The sequence below is a fragment of the Pseudomonas sp. 2822-15 genome (assembly GCF_002742515.1).
In the GTDB taxonomy this organism is placed as follows: domain Bacteria; phylum Pseudomonadota; class Gammaproteobacteria; order Pseudomonadales; family Pseudomonadaceae; genus Aquipseudomonas; species Aquipseudomonas salomonii.
In genome coordinates this window covers 584,373-608,667 of sequence record NZ_LJRY01000156.1, presented here as the reverse complement: position 1 = coordinate 608,667, position 24,295 = coordinate 584,373, and the positions used below count along the sequence as shown (strand labels likewise).

The window sequence follows — 24,295 nt, the reverse complement described above, 5'->3', positions numbered from 1 at the left end:
ACTTGACGTCACTGAGGTGCAGTCGGTGGTCGAATCGAGGCGCAGCACCGCCCAGGTATTGCGTCGAATGGCTCCCACAAAGGTGACCGAGTATGGATGATCATGGACGTAACCCTTCTTCCGACCAGCCAATCCTTTATGTGCTTGATACCAACGTATTGATCCACGATCCAAACGCACTGCTTAACTTCGAAGAACACCACGTCGCCATCCCGATGATCGTGCTTGAGGAGCTCGACAAACTCAAAAGCGGGCACCACAGCGTGGCTGCCGAATGCCGCCAGGCGATCCGCCTGATCGACAAGACCCTGGGTGAAGCCTCGCCCGAGGACGTTGAGGTCGGCGTGCCGATCCAGCGTGGCAAAAGCGGGCCGAAGGGCTTGCTGTCGATTCTGATGAGCAAGCGCAGCGAGCCCAACAGCCTGCTGCCGGAAAACCTCAACGACAACAAAATCATCAACCAATTGATCGACCTGCACGCGCGCGACAAGGACCTGCGCCTGGTGCTGGTGACCAAAGACATCAATATGCGCCTCAAGGCACGAGCGTGTGGGATCGCTGCCGAGGACTACAGTACCGACCAGCTCGTCGACGACGTGTCGATGCTGTCGCGGGGTTATCACACCGTGACCGGCTCTTTCTGGGACCTTGTGAGCAAGGTCGAAACCCGTCAGGACCATGGCCGCACCTGGCACCAGGTACAGCTGATCGACAACCTGCCGGCCGTGCACATCAATGAATTCATTATCGATGAACAGGGGTTTGTGGGCTGGATCAAAGAGATTCAGGTCGACAAGCTGCTGATCCTCGACCTGCATCAGGAACCCCTGTTGCACCAGGAAGCCTGGGGCCTGAAACCGCGTGATATCTATCAGAGCCTGGCGCTGTACGCGCTGCTCGACCCGGATATTCATCTGGTCAACCTGACCGGCGCCGCAGGCTCGGGGAAAACCATCCTCGCCCTGGCGGCCGCCATCGAGCAGACCATGGTGACCAAACGCTATCGCCGCATCATCGCCACCCGCAGTGTGCAGGGCCTGGACCAGGAAATCGGCTTTCTGCCCGGCACCGAAGCGGAAAAAATGGAGCCGTGGCTGGGGGCGATCACCGACAACCTCGAAGCCTTGCACATGGATGACGAAAACACCCATGGCAGCGTCGACTACATCCTCAGCAAAGTGCCGTTGCAGTTCAAATCCCTCAACTACATCCGAGGTCGCAGCTTCCAGCAAAGCCTGATTTTGATCGATGAATGCCAGAACCTCACACCGCACCAGATGAAAACCATCATCACCCGTGCCGGTGCCGGTTCCAAAGTGGTGTGCCTGGGCAACCTGGCACAGATCGACACCCCTTACCTGTCCGCGACCAGCTCCGGGCTGACTTACCTGACGGAACGCTTCAAAGACTTCCCCAACGGCGTGCACATCGCGCTGCAAGGGGTGCCACGTTCGATTCTGGCCGAGTACGCCGAATCCCATCTGTAATCGCCCATGCTGTAGTTAGTGGCTAAATGCCACAAAACACCCCGAATTTCTCGCGAAGTTCGGGGTTTTTGTTATGGGCGACATTTGTCTTCGTTAATGCGTCCTGGGTGCTTGTAGGCTTTGTAATTATTTTGTTACATTTTTTATCGCCGAAAACTATAAGAACACTGCGTCACCCCGTCGAAACGCGATCGCTTTGACTCGACGATTTATTCAAGACCCGGCGTTGGTCTTGCGCGTGATCCTGCCTATTACAAAAAGCCCGATACATCGCTCATTGACGAAGCACATATTCAAAGGGAAAGGAAAATGGACGCAGCAGGTAATGGCTTCACTTTGTCGCAAAAACGCAAGCGCGCTACAGGCTCCAAATCGATACCTCTCACACCTATCGCACTCGGCTTGGCCCTGTGGCTGGGCCAAGGCTCCGTGGCCTGGGCCGATGACGCCAACCCTTACACGTCGCAGGTGCTGGAGTCGGCCTTCAGAAAAGCCGTTGCCTCGTTTGGCCCCAACACCGATGTGTATAAAAACCTGCGGTTCGCCTACGCCGATATCGTCGACCTTGCGGCCAAGGACTTTGCCGCACAGTCCGGCAAGTTCGATTCGGCCCTCAAGCAAAACTATGAACTGCAACCGGAAAACCTCACCATCGGTGCCATGCTCGGCGATACCAAGCGGCCGCTGGACTACGCCTCGCGCCTGGATTACTACCGCAGCCGGCTGTTCAGCAACAGCGGGCGCTATACCACCAATATTCTCGACTTCTCCAAGGCCATTATCGCCAACCTGCCGGCGGCCAAGCCCTACACCTACGTAGAGCCGGGTGTGAGCAGCAACCTCAACGCGCAACTGAATGCCGGCCAATCCTGGGCTGGCGCCACCCGTGACTGGAGCGCCAACGCGCAAACCTGGAAAACCCCCGAAGCCCAGGTCAACTCCGGCCTGGATCGCACCAACGCGTATTACGCCTATGCCTTGGGCATGACCGGCAAGGGTGTGAACGTCGGCGTGCTCGACTCGGGCATCCTCACTGAACACTTCGAGTTCCAGGGCAAGAATGCCCAGGGCCAGGACCGCGTGCAGGCCGTAACCTCCACCGGCGAGTACTACGCCACCCACCCGCGTTACATTCATGACACGCCCGATGGCGAGTTTCAGAAGGGCGAGCACTTCAGTATTTCCGGTGAGTACGACCCGACCATCAATGACGGTCACGGCACCGAGATGTCCGGCGTGCTGGGCGCCAGCCGCAACGGCACCGGCATGCATGGCATTGCGTTTGACGCGAATATCTTTGTCGCCAATACCGGCGGCACTGACGACAACCGTTTCCAGGGCTCCAATGACCTGGACTACAACGCGTTCATGGCCAGCTACAACGCGCTGGCGGCGAAAAACGTGTCGATCGTCAACCAGAGCTGGGGGCAGAATTCGCGCAATGATGTGGAAAACCACTTCGGCAACGTAGGCGACAGCGCGGCCGATAATTTGCGCGACATGACCGCTGCCTATCGCCCGTTCTGGGACAAGGCCCACGCCGGGCAAAAGACCTGGATGGACGCGATGGCTGACGCCGCGCGGCAAAACACCTTTATCCAGATTATCTCGGCGGGCAACGACAGCCACGGTGCCAACCCGGACACCAACGCCAACCTGCCGTTTTTCAAGCCGGATATCGAGAGCAAATTCCTCTCGATCACCGGCTATGACGAGACCAGCGCCCAGGTCTACAACCGCTGCGGCACGTCGAAGTGGTGGTGCGTGATGGGCGTTTCGGGCATTCCGTCCACCGGGCCTGAAGGGGAAATTATCCCCAATGCCAACGGCACCTCTGCCGCTGCGCCGAGCGTCTCCGGGGCGCTGGCGCTGGTGATTCAGCGCTTCCCCTACATGACCGCCAGCCAGGCTCGGGATGTGTTGCTGACCACCTCCAGCCTGCAGGCGCCGGACGGGCCCGATACGCCGGTAGGCGACCTGACCGGCGGCCGCACCTACGACAACCTGCAACCTGTGCACGACGCCGCGCCGGGCACGCCGCAAGTGCCGGGCGTGGTCAGCGGCTGGGGCTTGCCCAACCTGCAAAAAGCCATGCAGGGGCCGGGGCAGTTCCTCGGCTCGATGGCGGTGGCATTGCCCACCGGCACGCGGGATATCTGGGCTAATCCGATTTCCGATGAGGCGATCCGCGCCCGCCGGGTCGAAGACACCGCCGAACAAGCTACCTGGGCCGCCACCAAGCAACAGAAGGGCTGGCTCAACGGCTTGCCCGCCAATGCCTCTGACGATGATCAGTTTGCCTACGAAATCGGCCACGCCCGGGAACAGGCGACGCTGGCACGCGGCAAGGATCTGCTCACCGGCGCGACTTACGTCGGCAGCCTGGCCAAGTCGGGCGACGGCGAACTGGTGCTCGAGGGCCGGAACACCTATTCGGGCAGCACCTGGGTGCGCGGCGGCAAGCTGTCGGTAGACGGCTCGTTGACCTCCGCCGTGACCGTGGATGGCAGCGCCGTGGGCACCCGCAATGCGGATAACGGCGTGCTGACCACGTTGGGCGGCACACTGGCCGGTAACGGCACGGTGGGCGCCTTGACCGTGAACACCGGCGGGCGCGTGGCACCGGGCCATTCGATCGGTACGCTGCGCACCGGCGACGTGACCTTCAACCCTGGTTCGGTATACGCCGTGGAGGTCGGCCCGAACGGGCGAAGCGACCAGATCCAGAGCAGCGGCGTCGCCACCCTTAACGGTGGTGTGGTGACCGTGTCCCTGGAAAACAGCCCGAACCTGCTGTCGGCCACCGAGGCCCGTAGCCTGGTGGGCCAGCAATTCAACATCCTTACCGCCAGCCAGGGCATCAATGGCCAGTTTGCAGCGATCGCGCCCAACTACCTGTTTATCGGCACTCAGTTGAGCTATCAGCCGAACCAACTCAGCTTGGCCGTGGCGCGTAACCAGACGACCTTTGCCAGCATTGCGCAAACCCGCAATGAACGCGCCGTGGCGACGGCGGCCGAAGCCTTGGGCGCGGGCAGCCCGGTGTATGAAAGCCTGCTGGCCTCGGACTCGGCAGCCCAGGCGCAAGCGGCATTCAAGCAACTCTCGGGGCAACTGCACTCGGACGTGGCGGCGGCGCAAATGGCCGACAGCCGTTACATTCGTGAAGCGCTGAACGGCCGCCTGCAACAGGCTCAGGCGCTGGATTCCAGCGCGCAGATCGACACCCATGACAACGGCGGCTGGGTCCAGCTGCTGGGCGGGCGCAATAACGTCAGCGGTGACAACAACGCCAGCGGTTACTCCTCGTCTACCAGTGGCGTGCTGCTGGGCCTCGACACCGAGGTCGGCGACGGCTGGCGTGTGGGCGCCGCCACCGGCTACACCCAAAGCCATCTCAATGGCGAGTCGGCCTCGGCAGACAGTGACAACTATCACCTGTCGGTCTACGGCGGCAAACGCTTCGACGCGATCGCTCTGCGCATGGGCGGCGCCACCACCTGGCACCGTATCGACAGCTCGCGCCGCGTGGCTTACGCCAACCAGTCGGACTACGACAAAGCCGACTACAACGCGCGCACCGACCAGGTGTTTGCCGAGATCGGTTACACCCAGTGGAACCAGTTCGAACCCTTCGCCAACCTGACCTACCTGAACTACCAGAGTGATTCGTTCAAGGAAAAAGGCGGCGCCGCAGCCTTGCATGCCAGCAAGCAAAGCCAGGACGCCACGCTGTCCACCCTGGGCCTGCGCGCGCATACCCAACTGCCGGTCAGTTCCACCTCGGCAGTGACGTTGCGCGGTGAGCTGGGCTGGGAGCATCAGTTTGGCGATACCGATCGCGACGCCTCGCTGAAGTTTGCCGGCAGCGACAACGCGTTTGCGGTCAACAGCGTGCCCGTGGCCCGCGATGGCGCGGTGATCAAGGCCAGTGCGGAAATGGCCCTGACCAAGGACACACTGGTGTCGTTGAACTACAGCGGTTTGCTGTCCAACCGGGGTAACAACAACGGGATCAATGCCGGGTTTACTTTCCGGTTCTAACGCAAGTGTTGGTTTTTGAAGGGGCGCTTTGCGCCCCTTTTTTCATGGGATAAACAGCCCTGCGCAAAATTGACTCACAGGTTTACAATTGCCGCTCCTGATCAGGAGTATCCCTGTGCTGACTCATCTCGATTCCCAAGGTCGCGCCCATATGGTCGACGTCACTGACAAAGCCGTGACGTTCCGTGAAGCTGTGGCCGAAGCGCGGGTGCGCATGCTGCCCGACACCTTGAAAATGATTGTCGACGGCGCCCACCCCAAGGGTGACGTGTTTGCCGTGGCCCGCATCGCCGGGATCCAGGCGGCGAAAAAAACCAGTGACCTGATCCCGTTGTGCCATCCGCTGATGCTGACCGGCGTCAAGGTTGAGCTGCGCGCCGACGGTGTGGACGCTGTGCATATCCTCGCGCGCTGCAAACTCAGCGGCCAGACCGGCGTGGAAATGGAAGCGCTCACCGCCGCCAGCGTCGCAGCCCTGACCCTCTACGACATGTGCAAGGCCGTGGACCGTGGCATGACCATCGAAAGTATTCGCCTGCTGGAAAAGCTTGGCGGCAAAAGCGGGCATTTCAAGGCGGACCTGGCATGAGCATCAACGTATTGTTTTTTGCGCGTTATGCCGAAGCGACAGGCTTCGATTCACTGGAGATGGAGGGCGAGTTTGCTACCGTCGATGCGGTGCGTCTGGCGTTGGCGGCAGACCCTGAGTTTGCGGTGCTCAATGAGAGCAGCCTGATGTGCGCGCGTAACGAGGAACTGTGCGGCCTCGACGAGCCGGTGCAGGCCGGTGATGACGTGGCGTTTTTCCCGCCCGTGACCGGAGGCTGAACATGGCCATTCGCGTACAGGCCGAGGCATTTGACCCCGGCGCAGAGGTCAACGCCATGCACGCCGCCAATGTCGGCGTGGGCGCGGTGGTGAGTTTCGTCGGTTATGTACGCGACTTCAATGACGGTCGCGATGTGTCCGGGATGTTCCTTGAGCACTACCCCGGCATGACCGAAAAAGCCCTGGCCAAGATCAGCGTGGAAGCCGAGCAGCGCTGGCCGTTGCTCAAGCTGGAAGTGCTGCACCGCATTGGCGCGCTGGAGCCGGGCGAGCCGATTGTGTTTGTGGCGGCAGCCAGCGCCCATCGCCAGGCAGCGTTTGATGCCTGTGCGTTTGTGATGGATTACTTGAAGACGCGGGCGCCGTTCTGGAAGAAGGAGAACACCCCGCAAGGGCCGCGTTGGGTGGAAGGGCGGGGCAGTGATCACGCGGCGGCTGAGCGCTGGAAATAAACCGCTGACTAAAGGTGTATGGAGATCCAAATGAGGGAGCTGGCTTGTGTGGGAGCTGGCTCCCACACAAGCCCAGCTCCCATATTTCCTACTGTATTCCAGCTTAAGGACGTTTGCGCTCTACCGCCCGCAACAGGTGCGTCGGCGGCGTCTCGCAGCTGATCTTGCGACCCAGCAACGTCTCGATCGACGGCAACTGATATGAATCATCTTCGCCGGCAAAACTGATCGACACCCCTGCCGCCCCGGCACGACCCGTACGGCCAATGCGGTGCACGTAGTCGTCCGGTACTTCCGGCAACGTAAAGTTGATCACGTGGCTGATGCCGTCGATGTGAATCCCGCGCCCGGCCACGTCGGTGGCCACCAGCACGCGGATCTTGCCTTCGCGGAAACCTTCCAGGGTCTTGATACGCTTGTGCTGCGGCACATCGCCAGACAGTTGCGCGGCATTGACGCCATCACGCACCAGGCGTTCTTCGATGCGGCGCACCTCGTCCTTGCGGTTGGCGAACACCATCACGCGCTCCCAGCCGTTGTCGTTGACCAGGTTGTAGAGCAGCTTGTACTTGTCGGCCCCGGCCACGGCATAGATGTGTTGCTCAACGTTTTCGCTGGCAACATTCAGCGCTTCGATCTCGACGATGGACGGGTCGGTGGTCCACTGCTTGGCGAGGTTCATCACGTCTTCGGTGAAGGTCGCGGAGAACAGCAGGGTCTGACGCTCGTTTTTCGGCGGGGTCTGGCGAATGATCTGGCGTACTTGCGGGATAAAGCCCATGTCGAGCATGCGGTCGGCTTCGTCCAGCACCATCACTTCAACCATGTCCAAATGCACGTCGCCGCGCTGGTTGAAGTCGAGCAAGCGGCCTGGCGTGGCCACCAGGATGTCGCAGTGACGGGCTTCGAGGTGCTTGAGCTGCTTGTCGAAGTCCATGCCGCCTACGAACGTCATGACGTTGAGGCCGGTGTACTTGGTCAGGTCGGCGGCGTCCTTGGCGATCTGCACCACCAGCTCGCGGGTCGGGGCGATGATCAATGCGCGCGGCTCACCCATGTAGCGTTCTTTGGGCGGCGGTGTTTGCAGCAGCTGGGTGATGATCGAGATCAGGAACGCGGCGGTCTTGCCGGTGCCGGTCTGCGCGCGGCCGATGGCGTCTTTGCCGGCGAGGGTGAAGCCCAGCACCTGCGCCTGGATCGGCGTGCAGTACGGGAAGCCCAGGTCCTGGATGGCGTGCATCAGTTCCGGGGCCAGTTTGAAGTCATGGAAGCGGGTCTTGCCTTCCTGAGGCTCGACCACGAAGTCCTCGAGTTTCCACGGGGTCACGGGCGGCTTCGGTGCACGTTCACGACGCGGCGCTTTCGGCGCCGGCGCGGGGGCTGCCTCGACAGGTTGGGCCTGTTCGGGCGCGGTCACCTTGGGCTTCTGCGGCTGTGCGGCAGGTGCGGTCCGGGCCGGCTGCTGGCCGTCATTGCGGCTGCCGGAGGAGGGCACGGGAGCACTGGGAACTGGCGCGAGCGGCTCAGCCTCGCTTTTGCCGAACATCTTCTTAAGTGCTTTGAGCACGGTGATCTCATTAATTGGTTAAGGAATGTACGCCGGCCAGTGTAATGCAAGAAACGGGCGCGGCGTAGTGCGTCTGTCATACAGCTACATAAAGGCGGGTGTTCAGCCCAGGCGGGCGGCCAGCCAGGTACCGATATCGCGTATCTCTTCGGGTAACACTTCGTGACCCATTGGGTATTCCTGCCATGTCACGGTGACACCACGGCTGTTTAAATGCTCGTAGGCGCTGCGGCCCATGGCGTTCTGCACCACGTCATCGTATTGGCCGTGCAGGCACAGCGTTGGAATACGCTGCTGGCTGGCGGACAACTCCAGTTCATCGCCAAAGGTCGGTGCATAAGTCGAGAGGGCGATTACTCCACCCAAGGGTCCCTGCCAGTTAAGGAAGGCGGTGTGGAAAACCACGGCGCCGCCCTGGGAGAAACCCGCGAGGAAAATTCGCGAAGCGTCTATTCCGGTTCTCTTCTGCGCTTCGATCAAGTCGGTGACCATTTTGGAAGATGCTTCCAACTCTTCCAGGCTGATCGATCGGGCCGGGCTCATGGCCTTAATGTCGTACCAACTCGGCATCTCGTAACCGCCATTTATGGTTACCGGGCGTGTCGGTGCCTGGGGCAAAACGAAGCGCGTGCTCAGCAGGTTTTCCTGCAACGCTTCGGCCACCGGCAAAAAGTCATAGCGATCGGCACCCAGGCCATGCAACCAGATAACGCAAGCGTCTGCGGGCTTGGCGGGCTGAAGAATCAAGGGTTCGGTCATGTCTGCTCCATATATGTGCGTGCGCTCCGATTGGGTGCGTCGGAACGGTGCGCGACGGGTTGATCTGTTAAGAGAATGTCGCAATGTTGAATGTTTTGCTATTGACCATGGGCTGAAACGAGTCAGCCACCACTCTGGTACGCGCCTTGCTATGTGTAGGTCGATGTCAGAACTATCTTATGACGGTAACACTATCAGTGACTGCCGTTTGTGGGATAGCAACTGGAATTACCGCGAAAACCTCATGCCGCTTGACCCCAAAAAAAGCCAACACGGGTCGATATCGCCTCATAAGGGTGCGCTGAGGTTCGAGCTCCGACACAACAAGAGCAACTGGAGGTTTGAATGAAGGTATTGAAATCCACCCTGGCCATCGTTTCCGCGGCTGCTGTACTGGGTGTCAGTGGTTTTGCCCACGCTGGCGCCACCCTGGACGCCGTGCAGAAGAAAGGCTTTGTGCAATGCGGCGTGAGTGACGGCTTGCCGGGTTTCTCGGTGCCGGATGCCAGCGGCAAGATCCTCGGGATCGACGCTGACGTGTGCCGCGCTGTGGCCGCTGCCGTGTTCGGTGACGCAACCAAGGTCAAATTCAGCCAGTTGAACGCCAAGGAGCGTTTCACCGCGCTGCAGTCCGGCGAAGTCGACGTACTGTCGCGCAACACCACCATGACCAGTTCGCGCGATGCGGGCATGGGCTTGAAATTCCCAGGCTTCATCACCTACTACGACGGTGTTGGCTTCCTGGTGAACAACAAGCTGGGCGTTAAAAGCGCCAAGGAACTGGACGGTGCAACCATCTGCATCCAGGCCGGTACCACCACCGAGCTGAACGTTTCCGACTACTTCCGCGCCAACAACCTCAAATACACGCCGATCACCTTCGACACCTCCGATGAAAGCGCCAAGTCGCTGGAATCCGGTCGTTGCGACGTGCTGACCTCGGACAAATCCCAGCTCTACGCACAGCGCAGCAAACTGGCTTCGCCGAAAGACTACGTGGTTCTGCCGGAAACCATCTCCAAAGAACCACTGGGCCCGGTCGTGCGTAACGGCGACGACGAGTGGCTGGCCATCGTGCGCTGGGTTGGCTACGCCATGCTCAACGCTGAAGAAGCCGGCATCACCTCTAAAAACGTTGAAGCTGAAGCCAAGTCCACCAAGAACCCGGACGTTGCTCGTCTGCTCGGTTCCGACGGCGAATACGGCAAAGACCTGAAAGTGAAAAAAGATTGGGTTGTACAGATCGTCAAGCAAGTCGGTAACTACGGTGAAGTGTTCGAGCGCAACCTGGGCAAGAGCACCCCGCTGGAAATCGACCGTGGCCTGAACGCACTGTGGACCAACGGTGGCATTCAATACGCACCCCCTGTGCGCTGATCGCTGATGGTTCTATCACCCGGTGGGCCAACCACCGGGTGATGTTCTGTTCCATTCTTTCCGGGGCACTTCATGCAAAATCAAATCGGCGCACCCAAGCAGAAGCTCAGCTTCAGCGACCCTAAAGTGCGTGCGTGGCTCTTCCAGATCATCACCATTGTGGCGGTCGTCGCGCTGGGCTGGTACCTCTTCAACAATACGCAGACCAACCTGCAACACCGGGGCATTACCTCGGGTTTCGACTTTCTTGAGCGCAGTGCCGGCTTCGGCATCGCTCAGCATCTGATCGACTACACCGAATCGGACAGCTATGCCCGCGTTTTTGTAATCGGGCTGCTTAACACCTTGCTGGTGACTGTGATCGGTGTGGTTCTGGCGACTATCCTGGGCTTCATCATCGGCGTGGCGCGCTTGTCGCCCAACTGGATGATCAACAAGCTGGCGACGGTGTATGTGGAAGTGTTCCGCAACATCCCGCCGTTGCTGCAAATCCTGTTCTGGTACTTCGCGGTATTCCTGACCATGCCGGGGCCGCGCAACAGCCATAACTTCGGTGACACCTTTTTTGTCAGCAGCCGTGGCCTGAACATGCCGGCGGCGCTGGCTGCCGATGGGTTCTGGCCGTTTGTAGCCAGTGTGGTGGTTGCCATTGTGGCGATCGTGCTGATGGCGCGGTGGGCCAACAAACGCTTTGAGGCCACCGGCGTACCGTTCCATAAGTTCTGGGCGGGCCTGGCGCTGTTTATTGTGATCCCGGCTTTGTGTGCCTTGGTCTTCGGCGCCCCGCTGCATTGGGAAATGCCCAAGTTGCAAGGCTTCAACTTTGTCGGCGGCTGGGTACTGATCCCTGAACTGCTGGCGCTGACCCTGGCGCTTACCGTGTACACGGCGGCGTTTATTGCCGAGATCGTGCGTTCGGGCATCAAGTCCGTCAGCCACGGCCAGACCGAAGCCGCACGCTCCCTGGGCCTGCGCCCTGGGCCAACGCTGCGCAAGGTCATCATCCCGCAAGCCCTGCGGGTGATCATTCCGCCGCTGACCAGCCAATACCTGAACCTGGCGAAAAACTCGTCGTTGGCCGCCGGTATCGGTTACCCGGAAATGGTTTCGCTGTTTGCCGGCACGGTGCTCAACCAGACCGGCCAGGCCATCGAAGTCATTGCCATCACCATGAGCGTGTACCTGGCGATCAGCATCAGCATTTCCCTGCTGATGAACTGGTACAACAAGCGCATTGCGCTGATCGAGCGGTGAGGAAACGCACATGAGTTCGCATACTTTCAAACCCGATATGCCGCCGCCGAACAAAGTCTTCGGACCGATGGCCTGGATGCGCGCCAACCTGTTTTCCAGCTGGCTCAACACCTTGCTGACACTGTTGGCGTTCTACCTGATTTACCTGATCGTGCCGCCAATCCTGCACTGGGCCATCCTGGATGCCAACTGGGTCGGGACCACGCGCGCCGATTGCACCAAAGAAGGCGCCTGCTGGGTGTTTATCCAACAGCGCTTCGGGCAGTTCATGTATGGCTACTACCCCGGCGACCTGCGCTGGCGCGTGGACCTGACCGTGTGGCTGGCTATCGTGGGCGTGGCGCCGTTGTTCATCTCGCGGTTTCAACGCAAGGCTGTGTATGGCCTGGGTTTCCTGGTGCTGTACCCGATCATCGCCTACTGCCTGCTGCACGGTGGGGTTCTGGGCCTGACCAACGTGCCCACCAGCCAATGGGGCGGCTTGATGCTGACCCTGGTGATCGCCACTGTCGGTATCGCCGGCGCCTTGCCGCTGGGCATTGTGTTGGCACTGGGGCGACGCTCGAACATGCCGGCGATTCGGGTGGTCTGCGTGACCTTCATCGAGTTCTGGCGCGGCGTGCCGTTGATCACCGTGCTGTTCATGTCCTCGGTGATGCTGCCGCTGTTCCTGCCCGAAGGCATGGGCATCGACAAGCTGCTGCGTGCATTGATCGGCGTGATCCTGTTCCAGTCGGCCTACGTGGCCGAGGTGGTGCGTGGTGGCCTGCAAGCGATTCCCAAAGGTCAGTACGAAGCGGCCGCGGCGATGGGCCTGGGTTACTGGCGCAGCATGGGCCTGGTGATTCTGCCGCAAGCCCTGAAGCTGGTGATCCCCGGCATCGTCAACACGTTTATCGCGTTGTTCAAGGACACTAGCCTTGTGATCATCATCGGCCTGTTCGACCTGCTCAACAGCGTCAAGCAAGCCGCCGCCGACCCTAAATGGTTGGGCATGGCCACTGAAGGCTACGTGTTCGCCGCCCTGGTGTTCTGGATTTTCTGTTTTGGTATGTCGCGCTATTCCATTCATTTGGAACACAAGCTCGACACAGGCCACAAGCGTTAGGAGTTGTTGTTATGAGCGAAGCGATCAAACAGCCTGTGAGCCCTGAAGGCATTATCCAGATGCAGGGCGTCAACAAGTGGTACGGCCAGTTCCACGTGTTGAAAGACATCAACCTCAACGTCAAGCAGGGCGAGCGTATCGTGCTGTGCGGCCCGTCGGGTTCGGGCAAGTCCACCACCATCCGCTGCCTCAACCGCCTGGAAGAGCACCAGCAGGGCCGCATCGTGGTCGATGGCGTGGAACTGACTAACGACCTCAAGCAGATCGAAGCGATCCGCCGTGAAGTCGGCATGGTGTTCCAGCACTTCAACCTGTTCCCGCACCTGACCATCCTGCAGAACTGCACGCTGGCGCCGATGTGGGTGCGCAAGATGCCCAAGCGCAAGGCCGAAGAAATCGCCATGCACTACCTGGAGCGTGTGCGTATTCCGGAGCAGGCGCACAAGTTTCCGGGGCAACTGTCCGGCGGCCAGCAACAGCGTGTTGCCATCGCCCGTGCCCTGTGCATGAAGCCGAAAATCATGCTGTTCGATGAGCCGACCTCGGCACTCGACCCGGAAATGGTCAAAGAGGTTCTGGACACCATGATCGGCCTGGCCGAAGACGGCATGACCATGTTGTGCGTCACCCACGAAATGGGCTTTGCGCGCACCGTGGCCAACCGCGTGATCTTCATGGACAAGGGCGAGATCGTGGAACAGGCGGCGCCGAATGACTTCTTCGACAACCCGCAGAATGATCGGACCAAGTTGTTCTTGAGCCAGATTCTGCATTGATCGAAGCTTGAACCCATAAACCCGGCCTGGTGCCGGGTTTATTTTTGCCTGTTCAGGAGGCCTTGAGTGCTTCTTGTGTTTCGTGGTTGACGGTGCAGGTGAAGGCGTTGCGCAGGTCTGCACCTTCGGCCAGCTCTTTGGCGTCGGCGAGCAAATGCGGGTAACGGTCCAGCAGGCGCATCAACACCATCAACGGTTTGGGCGGCGTTATTTCGCCGCGTTCGTAACGTGAGAATGCGTTGTGCCCGCCACCGGACAGCCGTTCTACGGTTTCTTTTTGCGTGAGCTGCAGCTTGCGGCGGATACGTTTGAGTTCGGCTCCGACCATCCGCCGAGCGGCGTGAAGCAACTCATCCCCTGCTTTGGCATGGCGCTCGGAGCATTCAGAGTCATACATGCCGTCCTCGCACACCTCGCATTCCCAGCCCGAAAGATCATCAATGCGCTGCTCCAGGCCTTTGATGCGCAGGGTTTCACTGCGGCCCTCAAAACGCACCATGGCGTCGGGGGCGCCGCAGATAAAACAATGTTGGGTTTTCATAGGTTCATCCCTTTGAAGGAGATCACCGGTGGGTTACTGCCGGAGCAGTAAGTGACCTTGATGTAAATCTCCAGACCGTGTGAATGGATGTGGTAGACGTCCTGCCAGACGCGGTGATCCGCATAGGTGGTCATCGACTTGTACAGCATCCTGTTCTGTAGTTTGAAAACGACCGCCTGCATCTCGCTGATGTCGAGGTCGAGTTGCTTTCCCGCCTCCTTGGCTGCACGGGTGAATGCTTTTGCACCCAGTCGCCTGACATCCGCCTTGATCACCGCCAGATCGTAGTGAGGTGTGTACTTTTCCATAAGACACCTGAGTCCAATAATTACCCTATATGGGTAATTTTACCAATCGAAAATACTGCTCCTTTTGCTGCTTATGATCCCTAGTGCGTTGCCTTTGTAGGCAAGTCTGAATAGGCTGTAGGAAAATTCATCCTATGATTGGACGAAAGTGAAAAATCCATGACAGACATCGCCCCTCTGATCAAACGCTCTTTGGTCGATCAAACGTTGGAGCAACTGCGCTGGCGTATTACCGAAGGCAAATGGGCTATCGGTGAACGCCTGCCCACCGAGCCGGAGTTGTCCGCCGAACTGGGCATCAGCCGTAATACCGTGCGTGAGGCCATGCGCGTCCTGGCGTTCTCGGGTCTGATCGAAATCCGCCAGGGCGACGGCAGTTACCTGCGCTCGATGACCGACCCGCTGGGCGCAATGCGTGCGCTGTCCCACTGCACACTGGCGCAGGCGCAGGAGACGCGGCAGATTCTCGAAGTGGAGGCCATCGGCCTGGCGGCGTTGCGCCGTACCGAGGACGACCTCAAAGGCCTGCGTGAAGCCCTTGAGCGCAGCGGCGAGTTGTACCACGGTGAACTGGAAGCCTATATCAGCGCTGACCTGGTGTTTCACAAGCGCCTGGTGGATGCCGCGCGCAACCCGGCGTTGAGCGAGCTGTATCAGTATTTTTCCAGCATCGTCGGCGCCCAGTTGCGTCAGACCCTGAACATCTCACCCCGTCGCCAGTCGGTATTCGACCTGCATAGCGCGTTGCTCGACGCGGTAGAAAACCAAGACCCCGAACGCGCCAAATCCCTCTGCCGGCAGTTGATCAATGAACCTTGAAGCCAAACGTACGACTGAACTCGAAGAACTGCTGATCGACGCCGAAGCCGATGACGAAACCGTCCAGCAGGCCCCGCCGCAGGTGGCTCGCCCGTGGCTGTTGCTGCTGGGCCTGGTGCTGGTGGCGTTGAACCTGCGGCCGGCGCTGTCGAGCATGTCGCCACTGCTGGCTGAAGTCTCCGGCAGCCTGGGGTTATCGGCGGCCAAGGCCGGGTTGCTGACCACCTTGCCGGTGTTGTGCCTGGGTCTGTTCGCGCCGACCGCGCCGATCCTGGCCCGACGTTTTGGCGCCGAGCGCGTGGTCCTGGGGATTCTGATCACCCTGGCCTGCGGCATCATTTTGCGCAGTGCATTCGGTGAAGTGGGTTTGTTCGCGGGCAGCCTGATCGCTGGCGCGAGCATCGGCATTATCGGTGTATTGCTGCCGGGTATCGTCAAGCGTGATTTTGCCAGGCAGGCGGGCGCCATGACCGGCGTCTACACCATGGCGTTGTGTCTGGGCGCCGCATTGGCAGCCGGGGCCACGGTGCCCCTGAGTCAGCACTTCGCCGACAGTTGGGCCATCGGCCTGGGGTTCTGGGTTGTCCCGGCGTTGCTGGCGGCCCTGTTCTGGTTGCCGCAAGTGAGGCAAAAGCACGGCGCCCATCAGGTGGCTTACCGGGTCAAGGGCTTGCTGCGTGACCCGCTGGCCTGGCAGGTGACTTTGTACATGGGGCTGCAATCTTCCCTGGCCTATATCGTGTTCGGCTGGTTGCCGTCGATCCTGATTGGGCGCGGCCTGAGTGCCACCGAAGCGGGCCTGGCGCTCTCAGGCTCGATCATCGTGCAACTGCTCAGTTCCCTGGCCGCACCTTGGCTGGCCACGCGCGGCAAGGACCAGCGCCTGGCGATTGTGGTGGTGATGCTGCTGACCCTCGGCGGTCTGTTCGGTTGCCTGTATGCGCCGCTGGACGGTTTGTGGGGCTGGGCGATTCTGCTCGGCCTTGGGCAGGGTGGCACCTTCAGCCTGGCGCTGACCTTGATCGTGCTGCGCTCGCGCGATTCCCATGTGGCTGCCAACCTGTCGAGCATGGCCCAGGGCATTGGTTACACCCTGGCATCGATGGGCCCCTTTGCGGTCGGCCTGGTGCATGACTGGACCGGTGGCTGGACGGCCATCGGCTGGATTTTCGCCGTGATCGGCCTGGGCGCGATTGTCGCGGGCCTTGGCGCCGGGCGTGCGCGCTACGTGCAAGTGACCAGCGAGAAACTCTAGAGGTACACCACCTCCAGGGTGGCCGAACCATCGAGTGGGGTTTCCACACTCAAGTCGAGGTTCTGCCGGGCGTTGATCACGGTTTGCACCGTCACGGCGCCCGTCAGGGTACCGATGGCCGTGGGCCCGCTGACGCTGCCCTCGACTTCGGTAAAGCCCAGGTAGCTTCGCGAGCCGATGTCGATAGGGTTGAGGTTGGACGTGCGCCACGCCAGGCCGCCGGTGGTGGACTCGGTGCCGAAGATTTGCGCGGTGTTGCTGGCTTGGGTCTGGCGCGGGTCGAAGGTCATGGAGTACACCCCCAGGCGGTTGCCGCTGCTATCAAACCCCAGCCCGTAGTAAATCTCACTGTTGACCATGGCCGAGCCGTCGCGGTTGTCACGCATGCGCAGGGCATAGCGGGTAGGGCCGTTGCAGGCGATGCCGATGCGCAGGGTCTGGACGGGCAGGCGCGTGGCGGTCGTCAGGTTCAAGTCTTGCTGGGCGATCTTGCCGTAGTCGATCAAGGCGCCGCCGGGGAACTGCGGCAAACAGGCGGCGGGCGTGATCAGGCCTTTGACGCTCAAGTCCACTGCCGAGGCAGCCAGCAACGAGGGGGCGCAGGCCAGTAACAGCAAGCTGTAAAGCACGTGGGTTTTCATGGGGCGGACTCCTTGCAGTGACGGGTTAGGGATAGACGATTTCAAGGGTGCCGGAACCGTTGATATGCACCACCTCGCGCAGATCCAGGCTTTGCATGGGCGCCAGGTAAGTCTTGATGCGCAGGGTGCCGGTCAGGGTCTGGATGGCGACCGGGCCGGTGGTGACACCGGTCTTGTCGGTAAAACCGAGGATGCTGTTGGCGGCCATGGGGATTTGCCGTGCGGTGGAACTGCTCCACGCCACGCCATTGCTGGTGGAATCGGTGCGGTACAGCGTGGGGAAGCTATCGGCGCTGAACTCCGCCGGGTCGATGGTCAGGTAAAAACGTCCGATCTTGTTGCCACTGGCGTCCAGGTCCAGGCCATAGGCGGTTTCATCGGTGCCGCCGGTGGCCGAGCCGTCGCGGTTGTCTTTCATGCGCAGGGCGAAGGGAATCGGCGCGTCGCAGGTCACGCTCAAGCGCAGGGTGCGGGTGGGCAGCGGCGATTCGTTGGTGGCACTCAAGTCCTTGGCATACAGGGTGCCGTAGTCCACCACGCCGTGGTCCGACAGCGAGGGCAGGCAGGCGATCGGCGCAAAGTGCGCACGCAGTGTCAGTTCCCGGTAGCCCCCGTGCTGTGCCCCGTACACCATGGCGGTGGTTTCCCAGGTGGTGGCATCGCGCACTTGTGTGGCGGCGAGGTCGGCCCAGGCGCGTAAGGTCAGTTGCAGCGACAGCGTGTTGCCGGTGAGTACCGCGCCGCGCTCGACCGGCGCGATGCCGTGGCCGGGACGCCACTCCAGCACGTTGCCAATGGCGACGGGCGCCTGGCCGGCGGCCGGTAGCAAACCCAGTTCTACGGCGCGGCCGTCGAGCAGGGCGTTGCCGGCTTCGATGGCGTAACTGCCGTGCTCGGTAAATTGCAGGCGCTGCGGGTTGGCGGCCAGGGCGCGGTAGAACAGGCTGAGGTCGTCGGCTTGCGGGCAGTTGACGGTCACGCTCAGGCGGCGCTCGCCGAGCAGGCGTTGCGGCGCGCTGTCGTTCTGCGCCAGACGGCTCATCCGGCCGAAATCCACCAGCGCATCGCTGACGTTCAGTTGGCATTCTTCCACGGCCTGGGCAGTACCGGCGACGCCGAGCAGCAGCCACAGGCACAGTTGACGCAAGTAAGGTGTGACGGGCATGGCGGACATCCTCAAGGCACGTTGCAATGTGCGGGAGCAGTTTCGAAGTACACCGACGGATCGGCCTTTGCCGGCAGTTCGTAGCGCAGCTCGCAACGCCCGCCTTGCGGCGTGGTTATCCAGAGCGTTGGCTGCTCCAATACATTGGGTAGAAACACCTGGCTGCCGTCCTGCACCAAGGTGACGAACTCGCCACTGGCAGTGCTGACGGAGGCGCCCGCCGGCAGCGGCGCGCCCTGGTCGTTGCTGACGGTAAGCAGCATGCGGCGGGTGAGACCGACGCCGAACTCAACCCGGTCCACGGCGCCGCGCCCGGCCGAGATCATCGCCAGGCCGTTGTTGATATCGGCATTGCGCGGCAGCGAACGGGTCTGCACTTCCACCGGGCTGCGGCCATAAGCGGCGACTTGCGGCACCACGGCCTGGCCTTGCCAGTCGGTCCACACCGGGCCGCTGGGCGTACTGAGCTTGATGCCGCTCATGTCGCCGACCGACACCAGGGCGAAGGTGTCACGCACCGGGTAGGGGGAAAAGGTCATGCCGTCGCTGTGCAGCACCACACCGCCGCGCGCGCCGCCTTGGTAACTGGAACGCTCGGCATCGGACCGGCTGTAGCTGAAATCGAGCTGGCTATAGCGCGGCAATGCCGAGACGCCCAGAGTGGTTTCTACCTGGTGATCGCTGCTGTCGTGTTCGGCACTGACGCGATAGCTGAGTTGATCGTCGATCTGCTCGGTAACGCCCAGGCCGGTGCGGTTTTCACCGCCGGAGTTACGCACCCAACTGCGCATTCTTCGGCTTTCGCCCAGCGGCACACTGACGTTCAAATAGACTGCGTTGTCCTGTTGCTGGCTGCCGCCCATTTGCCACTCGGCACTGGCCGACAACGCCACCGCGCCGATGCTCGTGCCCCAGGACGCCAGGGCGCGGCTGCTGCTGTCGCCGGCGAAATTGGCCGAGCGCGAAACCCCGGCGCTGAACGCGCCCAATAGCGGGTGTGACCAGCCCAGGTTGAGGCTTTGCTGGTCGCGATAACGTGAGTTGCGACGTTCGCTGTTGCGCCCAGGGCTGTCGTCGCGCTCGTAGGTGCTTTCTTCCAGTTCGCGATAGCCGACGCTGCGCCAGGAGTTGGCGGCGCTGATCGACCACTGTTCGTCCAGGCGCTGGGACCATGACAGGTCGGTCTGCACGCCCGAGACCTTTTCCCACGCCTGGGAATTGGACAGCTGAGTCGACAGCTGGATCTGGCTGTCCAGCCACGGCAACCAGCCCAGGCTGGCGCCCGCCGAGCGGTATTCGCTGGCCGCCAGCACGCCTGTGCCCAGGGTCAATTGCGGGTGCAGGGCGCCGGTCCAGCCGGCGCTCACTACCCACGGATCATCGCCCTTGGCGTCACCCACATTGCGCACCCGGCCCGCAGCCACGGAATAGCCCGGCGCCGGTAATCCAAGGCCGAGCATCGCCGCGGGCACCGTAAAACGCCGTTCGCCACCGACACTTTCCTTGACCGTGACTTCGACGTCCGAGCGCGTGTTCAAGCGGCGTACATCGTTCAGGGTAAAGGGCCCGGCAGGCACCACGGTGGAATGAATCAGCGCGCCGTTCTGGCGCACTTCCACCTGTGCCGGGCTGTTGGCGATGCCTTGAATCAACGCGCCTTCGCCCTGTTCTTGCAGCGCATGTTCGGTGAGCACTTGCACGCCGGTGATCTGCGCACCGGACAGTACCGGGTTATAGAGGTTGATCTGCCCGGCCTGCAGCACCGCCTGGTGGCTGGCGAAGGTGCGTTGCGCATAGGCTTCCAGGTGAGTGCTGCGCGACAGCCCATCCTGCCAGGTCTGTACCTGGCGGCTGCGCACGATCCAGTCGCCGGCGTTGAACCCGACTTCGGTATTGGCTGAGCCAAAGCGGCTGGCGTCATCGCCGAAGCGGTTGTAAAAACCGCTGAGGTCGTAGTTGAGCAGCCCGGCAAAACCGCCGGTCTCGTAGCCCGAAATATCCTGCTGCACAGGACGCAGGGCTTCGGTGGGCACCACCAGCGACACCGTCAGTGTCGCCGGGTCCGGCTCCACCAGGGCTTGCGGGTACTGCGCGAGGAAATCCTGACAGCCCACCGTGTCACTGGGGACCACCAGGTTGGCGGCGTCCAGTAACGCACGGTCGAAGCACAGGTTGCCTTGTGGGTCGAAGGTCAGGTCTTGTCGGCCACGCCGCTGGCCGTTGACCCGCAGGTTGACGGTGTGCCGCCCGGCGGCGAAGCGCGGTGCCGCCAGCAGCAGGCTGGCCAATTGCGGGTCGATGCCGCGCTGATGCAAGGTCTGGGCGTCGAAACCGGACGGGCTGGCGCCTTCGGCCCAGGCCTTGGCAGGCACGAGTGCACAGAGCAACAACACCAGCGACAAGGCCGGGTTGGCGGGGGTGTCAGACACGGCTTCGCCGTCACGGTAGCTCAATACTGTTTTCACGCAAGGTACTCGAATAGTGAACGCACAGGCCCGGTGCTCCCAGGCGTTCCGGTGACGGTCAATGAGCCGTCACTTCGTTATCAGGCGGCGGTCTTTATACGGCGCCTGTGGTTTTTAGTCAGAGGGTGATCGGTGCGTCGTAGGCCTTGACCGCAAATCCATACACCGTGGCCGGCTGCAGCCTGACCGTGGTGGCCGGGTCATTGCCGGCCGGCATACTCAATGCCTCACCCGGCAGCACATAGGTGCGTGGCAGCATCGCCTTGCGGTGACTCGGCAACAGCAGCAGTTCCTGCGCCAGGCGCACCACATACGGCGTGTCATTACGCACCTGCAATTGGCCGTCGCGCAGGGTCCAGGTCAGGTCGGTCCACGGCGTGCGGTTGGGCGCCAGGCCCTTGGGATGCACGATCACCGGCAGGTTCTGGCGCACGGTCACGCCCACCCGGGCATGCCCGGCGGCGGTGGCCGCGCGGCCTTGGGGCATGCCTTCGAACACTGCGCGTTTAAGCCGTTGGGTGAGTAGCGGTTGCTGGTTCTGCAGGATGAAACGCACCAGCTGGGATTTGGACGCCTCGACCCGCGACAGCGGCGGCGTCACCACCAGCAGTGGCTCGGTGTCTTCAGGAATGTCCTGCAAGGTGACATGCAGCAGCGCGAGTTGGCTGTCGGTGTTGGTCACCGACACCGCCGCTTCGCCATCGGCTTCATGCACGATTACTACGGAGGTGTCCGGGACCATACCGTCGGCTTTGACTTGATTGCCGAGTATCAACAGCAAGGCAATCAGGCCCACAGCGGTGTTTGAGAATATCGTCGTCATGACGGGGTTTCCATTAGGCCAAAAGAGGATCGTTCAGAGATAGCGCAGGTCCAGGACGATCGCGCCGTCGAGCGGGACTTCCTGGTCCAGGGTCAGGTACTGCGAAAAATTGATGGCGGTGCTTACTTGAACCTGAACGGTCAACTGGCCGATGAAGTCCGGTTGGTGGTCCCCGACTGGCGCAAAGGCCATAAACACGCGTGGGTAGGCGTTGGGCTCCTGTGACCAGGTTTCGCCGTTGTCGATGGAAGCCAATACCTGCATGGGCTGCGCATCGCCCACAGCGTTGCGATAGGCCAACGCCACCGAACCCAGACGCTCCTCGGGGACGTGGATGTTCCTGCCCAGCCCGTAGAAGTAATCGGGGGCCGACGAGGAGTCGGCGCGATTATCGATGCCCACCAGCGCAAACAGCATCGGCCTGGCGCACTGCACGCGCAGGTCGAGCACCTGGACAGGCAGCACGGTGAACTCGTCGGCGTTGAGGCTGTGGGAAGGAATCTTGCCGTGATCGACGGTGCCGTTATTGGTCAACTCGATAAGGCAGGCGTCCGGGGTGATCCGGCCGGTCACCGTGAGGTCGACAGTCGACGCCGCGTGGGCATCGGCCAGGCACAGTAGGGCGGCGAGGCAACAGGCGAACCTGTTGAGTACCAGCACAGGTAGGCGCAGCCCATGCCCGACTGTGTTCAAGGGATGGGCGGCCATGGGTTAGAGGTACTTCACTTCAAGGGTGGCGGAGCCGTCGATGTTCACTTCGTTGCTCAAGTCCAGGCCATCGGCGCGATTGATGATGGTCTGCACCTCCAGATCAACGCTCAAGTCCTGGACGGGGACGGGTTGGGTGTCGTCATCCATTGCGGCGACGGACATGTACATGCCTGGGTCCCAGAACCTTTCCTGGTACCAGGTTTCCAGGTCATACGAGCCAATGGTTTGCACCACTGTGCCGTCACCCGTGACTGGGTTGAGCATAGTGAGCGAGTACCGGCCCAGTTTTTGGGTGTCGTTGATAAAACCCAGGCCGTAGTCCGTAGCGAGACCCGAACCCGCGCGGTTATCGATCGAGTGCAAGGCAAACAGGATTGGGGCGTCGCAATTGACCGCCATGCTCAGCGTATTGTTGCCGATCACGGTGATACGGTCTGAGTTCAGGTCTTTGGCGGAGATTTTGCCATGGTCGATCACGCCTCCACCGGACAGGCTAGGCGTGCAGGCGCTGGGTACAATCAGGCCCTTTACCGTCAGGTCGACGCTGGAAGCGGCGAAAGTATTCGCCGAGTTGAGCAGCAATACACTGGCTGCCAGAGTGGCCAATCGTACTTTCATCAGTGCGGCTCCTTAAAGGTAATTGACTTGTACGGTGGCGTGGCCGTCGATAGGCACTTCGTCGGTCAGCGTCAGGCCGTTTGCGGGGGCAATGTGGGTGATCAGGCGGATCTCGGCGTCCAGTTCCTGTATCGCAATCGGCATCACGCCATCGTTGTTGGCAACGGCTGTCAGCAGGGTGTGGCTGAGCATTACCGAGGGCATCCAGGTCACGCCGCCATCCCTGGAGGTGATGGTGCGCACCGGCACGCCGTCGGCTACCGGCATGTAGAGGCCAAGCCCGGCATCACCGACTTTTTCATCGTTGGGCGTCATGCCCAGGCCATGCCAGCTGAAGTGGTTGGCGGTGGTGCCTGCGCGGTTGTCGATGGTGTTGAGGGTGAAGAACGTCGGCCCGTCGCAACGCACGCTCAACAGCATGGTTTCCCTTGGCAGATCAGTGTAGGTGTCCGCATTGAGGTCCTTGACCGATACCTTGCCGAAGTCGACGTTACCGCCGCCGGAGACCACAGGGTCGCAGGCGCTGGGCGTGATGATGCCTTTGACGGTCAGATCCTGACTGCTGGCGGCCAGTGCGAGAGACGAGGTGCCCAACAACAGGGCGGCCAGGGGCGCCGCTCTTAAGTAAGTCATCGTTTGAACCTTCCTTAGTACGGGGATGGGGTTACAGGTATTTCACTTCAATCGTGGCGGAGCCATAGATGGGGACCTCAGTGGTCAGGTCCATCCCGGCAGTTGGAGCGATAAGGGTTTGCACCAAAAGCCCCGCAGTTACTTGCCGGACCGGTGTGGGCGCCCAACTGCCGGTCGAGCGATCGCCAAACGAAGCGAGGTCGGCGGCTGGCCAGACGTCGCCTGGGAAGATTTCGAGCCAACTGAGGCCGTTGTCCCGGGAATTAATCACGGAAATCACCGCGCCATCAGCCATTGGGTTATCCAGTGCCAGGGTGTACCCGCCGAGTTTTTTGCCGCTGACCAAGCCCAGGCCGTACGCGTTGCTTGAGTCATAGGCGCTCCCTTGATTGTCGATGCCCTTAAGGGCCAGCAGGGTCGGTGCATCGCAGGTGATCGCCATTTCCAGTCTGTGATTGCCAAGCAACGTCCAGTTATCGAGCTTCAAATCCTTGGCCGCTACCTTGCCGTGGTCGATGACGCCACCGTTTGAAAGGCTCGGTGCACAGGCGCTGGGGGTGATCAAACCCTTGACGGTCAGGTCGACACTGCTGGCGGCGAACGCGGATGAACTGATGGCGAGCAATAGGGCACTGCTCAGCAGGGACAGGCAGGTTTTCATTGG

The 24,295-nt window shown here is 61.2% G+C and carries 23 protein-coding genes; 11 read left to right on the top strand and 12 right to left on the bottom strand.

Going from position 1 to position 24,295, the window contains the following annotated elements; all coding sequences use genetic code 11:
• The first annotated feature begins 92 nt into the window (after nt 1-92).
• From AOA59_RS04570 to moaE, 5 genes are all read left to right on the top strand, one after another.
• Nucleotides 93-1,487 carry a PhoH family protein gene (locus AOA59_RS04570; RefSeq protein WP_012722339.1) on the top strand — a complete coding sequence of 465 codons (1,395 nt, stop codon included), beginning with the start codon at nt 93-95 and terminating at the stop codon, nt 1,485-1,487.
• A gap of 309 nt (nt 1,488-1,796) precedes the next feature.
• Nucleotides 1,797-5,531, top strand: a complete 3,735-nt coding sequence (locus AOA59_RS04565) for an autotransporter domain-containing protein (RefSeq protein WP_099486148.1) — start codon at nt 1,797-1,799, stop codon at nt 5,529-5,531.
• Between the two features lie 115 nt (nt 5,532-5,646).
• Nucleotides 5,647-6,120, top strand: coding sequence for a cyclic pyranopterin monophosphate synthase MoaC (gene moaC, locus AOA59_RS04560; RefSeq protein ID WP_099486146.1), 474 nt, complete (start codon nt 5,647-5,649; stop codon nt 6,118-6,120).
• Nucleotides 6,117-6,359: a molybdopterin converting factor subunit 1 gene (gene moaD / locus AOA59_RS04555; protein WP_099486143.1), complete on the top strand. Its 243-nt coding sequence runs from the start codon at nt 6,117-6,119 to the stop codon at nt 6,357-6,359. The genes moaC and moaD overlap by 4 nt, the downstream gene beginning before the upstream one ends.
• 2 nt (nt 6,360-6,361) lie before the next feature.
• Nucleotides 6,362-6,811, top strand: a complete 450-nt coding sequence (gene moaE / locus AOA59_RS04550) for a molybdopterin synthase catalytic subunit MoaE (protein WP_069786120.1) — start codon at nt 6,362-6,364, stop codon at nt 6,809-6,811.
• A gap of 103 nt (nt 6,812-6,914) precedes the next feature.
• Here moaE and rhlB read toward each other — a convergent pair whose 3' ends face one another.
• Both rhlB and AOA59_RS04540 read right to left on the bottom strand, forming a co-directional pair.
• The gene (gene rhlB / locus AOA59_RS04545; RefSeq protein WP_178076240.1) at nt 6,915-8,384 is read right to left on the bottom strand and encodes an ATP-dependent RNA helicase RhlB; all 1,470 of its coding nucleotides are present in this window, start codon (nt 8,382-8,384) and stop codon (nt 6,915-6,917) included.
• Nucleotides 8,385-8,480: 96 nt separating this feature from the next.
• Nucleotides 8,481-9,137 carry an alpha/beta hydrolase gene (locus tag AOA59_RS04540; RefSeq protein ID WP_099486137.1) on the bottom strand — a complete coding sequence of 219 codons (657 nt, stop codon included), beginning with the start codon at nt 9,135-9,137 and terminating at the stop codon, nt 8,481-8,483.
• Nucleotides 9,138-9,482: 345 nt separating this feature from the next.
• Between AOA59_RS04540 and AOA59_RS04535 the strand changes: the two genes are divergently transcribed.
• From AOA59_RS04535 to AOA59_RS04520, 4 genes are all read left to right on the top strand, one after another.
• Nucleotides 9,483-10,514, top strand: a complete 1,032-nt coding sequence (locus tag AOA59_RS04535) for an amino acid ABC transporter substrate-binding protein (RefSeq protein ID WP_099486135.1) — start codon at nt 9,483-9,485, stop codon at nt 10,512-10,514.
• A gap of 72 nt (nt 10,515-10,586) precedes the next feature.
• Nucleotides 10,587-11,768 carry an amino acid ABC transporter permease gene (locus AOA59_RS04530; protein ID WP_065912585.1) on the top strand — a complete coding sequence of 394 codons (1,182 nt, stop codon included), beginning with the start codon at nt 10,587-10,589 and terminating at the stop codon, nt 11,766-11,768.
• A gap of 10 nt (nt 11,769-11,778) precedes the next feature.
• The gene (locus tag AOA59_RS04525; protein ID WP_056858936.1) at nt 11,779-12,876 is read left to right on the top strand and encodes an amino acid ABC transporter permease; all 1,098 of its coding nucleotides are present in this window, start codon (nt 11,779-11,781) and stop codon (nt 12,874-12,876) included.
• An 11-nt stretch (nt 12,877-12,887) separates the two neighbouring features.
• The gene (locus tag AOA59_RS04520; RefSeq protein WP_003171943.1) at nt 12,888-13,652 is read left to right on the top strand and encodes an amino acid ABC transporter ATP-binding protein; all 765 of its coding nucleotides are present in this window, start codon (nt 12,888-12,890) and stop codon (nt 13,650-13,652) included.
• A gap of 52 nt (nt 13,653-13,704) precedes the next feature.
• Here AOA59_RS04520 and AOA59_RS04515 read toward each other — a convergent pair whose 3' ends face one another.
• Together AOA59_RS04515 and AOA59_RS04510 are read right to left on the bottom strand one after the other, a co-directional pair.
• Nucleotides 13,705-14,193, bottom strand: a complete 489-nt coding sequence (locus AOA59_RS04515) for a type II toxin-antitoxin system MqsA family antitoxin (RefSeq protein WP_065912587.1) — start codon at nt 14,191-14,193, stop codon at nt 13,705-13,707.
• Complete coding sequence (locus AOA59_RS04510; RefSeq protein WP_058419372.1) at nt 14,190-14,501, bottom strand: type II toxin-antitoxin system MqsR family toxin; 312 nt, start codon at nt 14,499-14,501, stop codon at nt 14,190-14,192. The genes AOA59_RS04515 and AOA59_RS04510 overlap by 4 nt, the downstream gene beginning before the upstream one ends.
• Nucleotides 14,502-14,660: 159 nt before the next feature.
• Here AOA59_RS04510 and AOA59_RS04505 point away from each other — a divergent pair, with 159 nt between their 5' ends.
• Together AOA59_RS04505 and AOA59_RS04500 are read left to right on the top strand one after the other, a co-directional pair.
• A complete protein-coding gene (locus tag AOA59_RS04505; RefSeq protein ID WP_099486134.1) occupies nt 14,661-15,320 on the top strand; it encodes a FadR/GntR family transcriptional regulator in 660 nt (219 codons plus the stop codon).
• A complete protein-coding gene (locus AOA59_RS04500; RefSeq protein ID WP_099486132.1) occupies nt 15,310-16,575 on the top strand; it encodes a CynX/NimT family MFS transporter in 1,266 nt (421 codons plus the stop codon). Before AOA59_RS04505 ends, AOA59_RS04500 begins: the two co-directional genes overlap by 11 nt.
• Here AOA59_RS04500 and AOA59_RS04495 read toward each other — a convergent pair.
• From AOA59_RS04495 to AOA59_RS04460, 8 genes are all read right to left on the bottom strand, one after another.
• The gene (locus AOA59_RS04495) at nt 16,572-17,216 is read right to left on the bottom strand and encodes a DUF1120 domain-containing protein (RefSeq protein ID WP_099486131.1); all 645 of its coding nucleotides are present in this window, start codon (nt 17,214-17,216) and stop codon (nt 16,572-16,574) included. The genes AOA59_RS04500 and AOA59_RS04495 overlap by 4 nt on opposite strands.
• A gap of 25 nt (nt 17,217-17,241) precedes the next feature.
• Nucleotides 17,242-18,381 carry a DUF1120 domain-containing protein gene (locus tag AOA59_RS04490; protein WP_178076235.1) on the bottom strand — a complete coding sequence of 380 codons (1,140 nt, stop codon included), beginning with the start codon at nt 18,379-18,381 and terminating at the stop codon, nt 17,242-17,244.
• Nucleotides 18,382-18,392: 11 nt separating this feature from the next.
• Complete coding sequence (locus tag AOA59_RS04485; RefSeq protein ID WP_256593025.1) at nt 18,393-20,846, bottom strand: fimbria/pilus outer membrane usher protein; 2,454 nt, start codon at nt 20,844-20,846, stop codon at nt 18,393-18,395.
• Nucleotides 20,847-20,964: 118 nt separating this feature from the next.
• Nucleotides 20,965-21,669, bottom strand: coding sequence for a fimbria/pilus chaperone family protein (locus AOA59_RS04480; RefSeq protein ID WP_065912600.1), 705 nt, complete (start codon nt 21,667-21,669; stop codon nt 20,965-20,967).
• Nucleotides 21,670-21,702: 33 nt separating this feature from the next.
• On the bottom strand, nt 21,703-22,377 hold the full coding sequence (locus tag AOA59_RS04475) for a DUF1120 domain-containing protein (RefSeq protein ID WP_099486128.1): 675 nt from the start codon (nt 22,375-22,377) through the stop codon (nt 21,703-21,705).
• Nucleotides 22,378-22,380: 3 nt separating this feature from the next.
• Entirely contained in the window at nt 22,381-22,998 is a 618-nt protein-coding gene (locus AOA59_RS04470; protein WP_099486126.1) for a DUF1120 domain-containing protein, read from the bottom strand.
• A gap of 12 nt (nt 22,999-23,010) precedes the next feature.
• Nucleotides 23,011-23,631: a DUF1120 domain-containing protein gene (locus tag AOA59_RS04465; RefSeq protein ID WP_065912606.1), complete on the bottom strand. Its 621-nt coding sequence runs from the start codon at nt 23,629-23,631 to the stop codon at nt 23,011-23,013.
• Nucleotides 23,632-23,662: 31 nt separating this feature from the next.
• Complete coding sequence (locus AOA59_RS04460; RefSeq protein WP_099486124.1) at nt 23,663-24,292, bottom strand: DUF1120 domain-containing protein; 630 nt, start codon at nt 24,290-24,292, stop codon at nt 23,663-23,665.
• Between the last annotated feature and the right edge of the window lie 3 nt (nt 24,293-24,295).

Bases quoted from the DNA above. Each gene is read 5' to 3' on its own strand.
- AOA59_RS04570 (WP_012722339.1), top strand. From the start codon at position 93: ATGGATGATCATGGACGTAACCCTTCTTCCGACCAGCCAATCCTTTAT.
- AOA59_RS04565 (WP_099486148.1), top strand. From the start codon at position 1,797: ATGGACGCAGCAGGTAATGGCTTCACTTTGTCGCAAAAACGCAAGCGC.
- moaD (WP_099486143.1), top strand. From the start codon at position 6,117: ATGAGCATCAACGTATTGTTTTTTGCGCGTTATGCCGAAGCGACAGGC.
- moaE (WP_069786120.1), top strand. From the start codon at position 6,362: ATGGCCATTCGCGTACAGGCCGAGGCATTTGACCCCGGCGCAGAGGTC.
- AOA59_RS04540 (WP_099486137.1), bottom strand. From the start codon at position 9,137: ATGACCGAACCCTTGATTCTTCAGCCCGCCAAGCCCGCAGACGCTTGC.
- AOA59_RS04535 (WP_099486135.1), top strand. From the start codon at position 9,483: ATGAAGGTATTGAAATCCACCCTGGCCATCGTTTCCGCGGCTGCTGTA.
- AOA59_RS04530 (WP_065912585.1), top strand. From the start codon at position 10,587: ATGCAAAATCAAATCGGCGCACCCAAGCAGAAGCTCAGCTTCAGCGAC.
- AOA59_RS04525 (WP_056858936.1), top strand. From the start codon at position 11,779: ATGAGTTCGCATACTTTCAAACCCGATATGCCGCCGCCGAACAAAGTC.
- AOA59_RS04520 (WP_003171943.1), top strand. From the start codon at position 12,888: ATGAGCGAAGCGATCAAACAGCCTGTGAGCCCTGAAGGCATTATCCAG.
- AOA59_RS04515 (WP_065912587.1), bottom strand. From the start codon at position 14,193: ATGAAAACCCAACATTGTTTTATCTGCGGCGCCCCCGACGCCATGGTG.
- AOA59_RS04510 (WP_058419372.1), bottom strand. From the start codon at position 14,501: ATGGAAAAGTACACACCTCACTACGATCTGGCGGTGATCAAGGCGGAT.
- AOA59_RS04505 (WP_099486134.1), top strand. From the start codon at position 14,661: ATGACAGACATCGCCCCTCTGATCAAACGCTCTTTGGTCGATCAAACG.
- AOA59_RS04500 (WP_099486132.1), top strand. From the start codon at position 15,310: ATGAACCTTGAAGCCAAACGTACGACTGAACTCGAAGAACTGCTGATC.
- AOA59_RS04495 (WP_099486131.1), bottom strand. From the start codon at position 17,216: ATGAAAACCCACGTGCTTTACAGCTTGCTGTTACTGGCCTGCGCCCCC.
- AOA59_RS04490 (WP_178076235.1), bottom strand. From the start codon at position 18,381: ATGCCCGTCACACCTTACTTGCGTCAACTGTGCCTGTGGCTGCTGCTC.
- AOA59_RS04480 (WP_065912600.1), bottom strand. From the start codon at position 21,669: ATGACGACGATATTCTCAAACACCGCTGTGGGCCTGATTGCCTTGCTG.
- AOA59_RS04475 (WP_099486128.1), bottom strand. From the start codon at position 22,377: ATGGCCGCCCATCCCTTGAACACAGTCGGGCATGGGCTGCGCCTACCT.
- AOA59_RS04470 (WP_099486126.1), bottom strand. From the start codon at position 22,998: ATGAAAGTACGATTGGCCACTCTGGCAGCCAGTGTATTGCTGCTCAAC.
- AOA59_RS04465 (WP_065912606.1), bottom strand. From the start codon at position 23,631: ATGACTTACTTAAGAGCGGCGCCCCTGGCCGCCCTGTTGTTGGGCACC.
- AOA59_RS04460 (WP_099486124.1), bottom strand. From the start codon at position 24,292: ATGAAAACCTGCCTGTCCCTGCTGAGCAGTGCCCTATTGCTCGCCATC.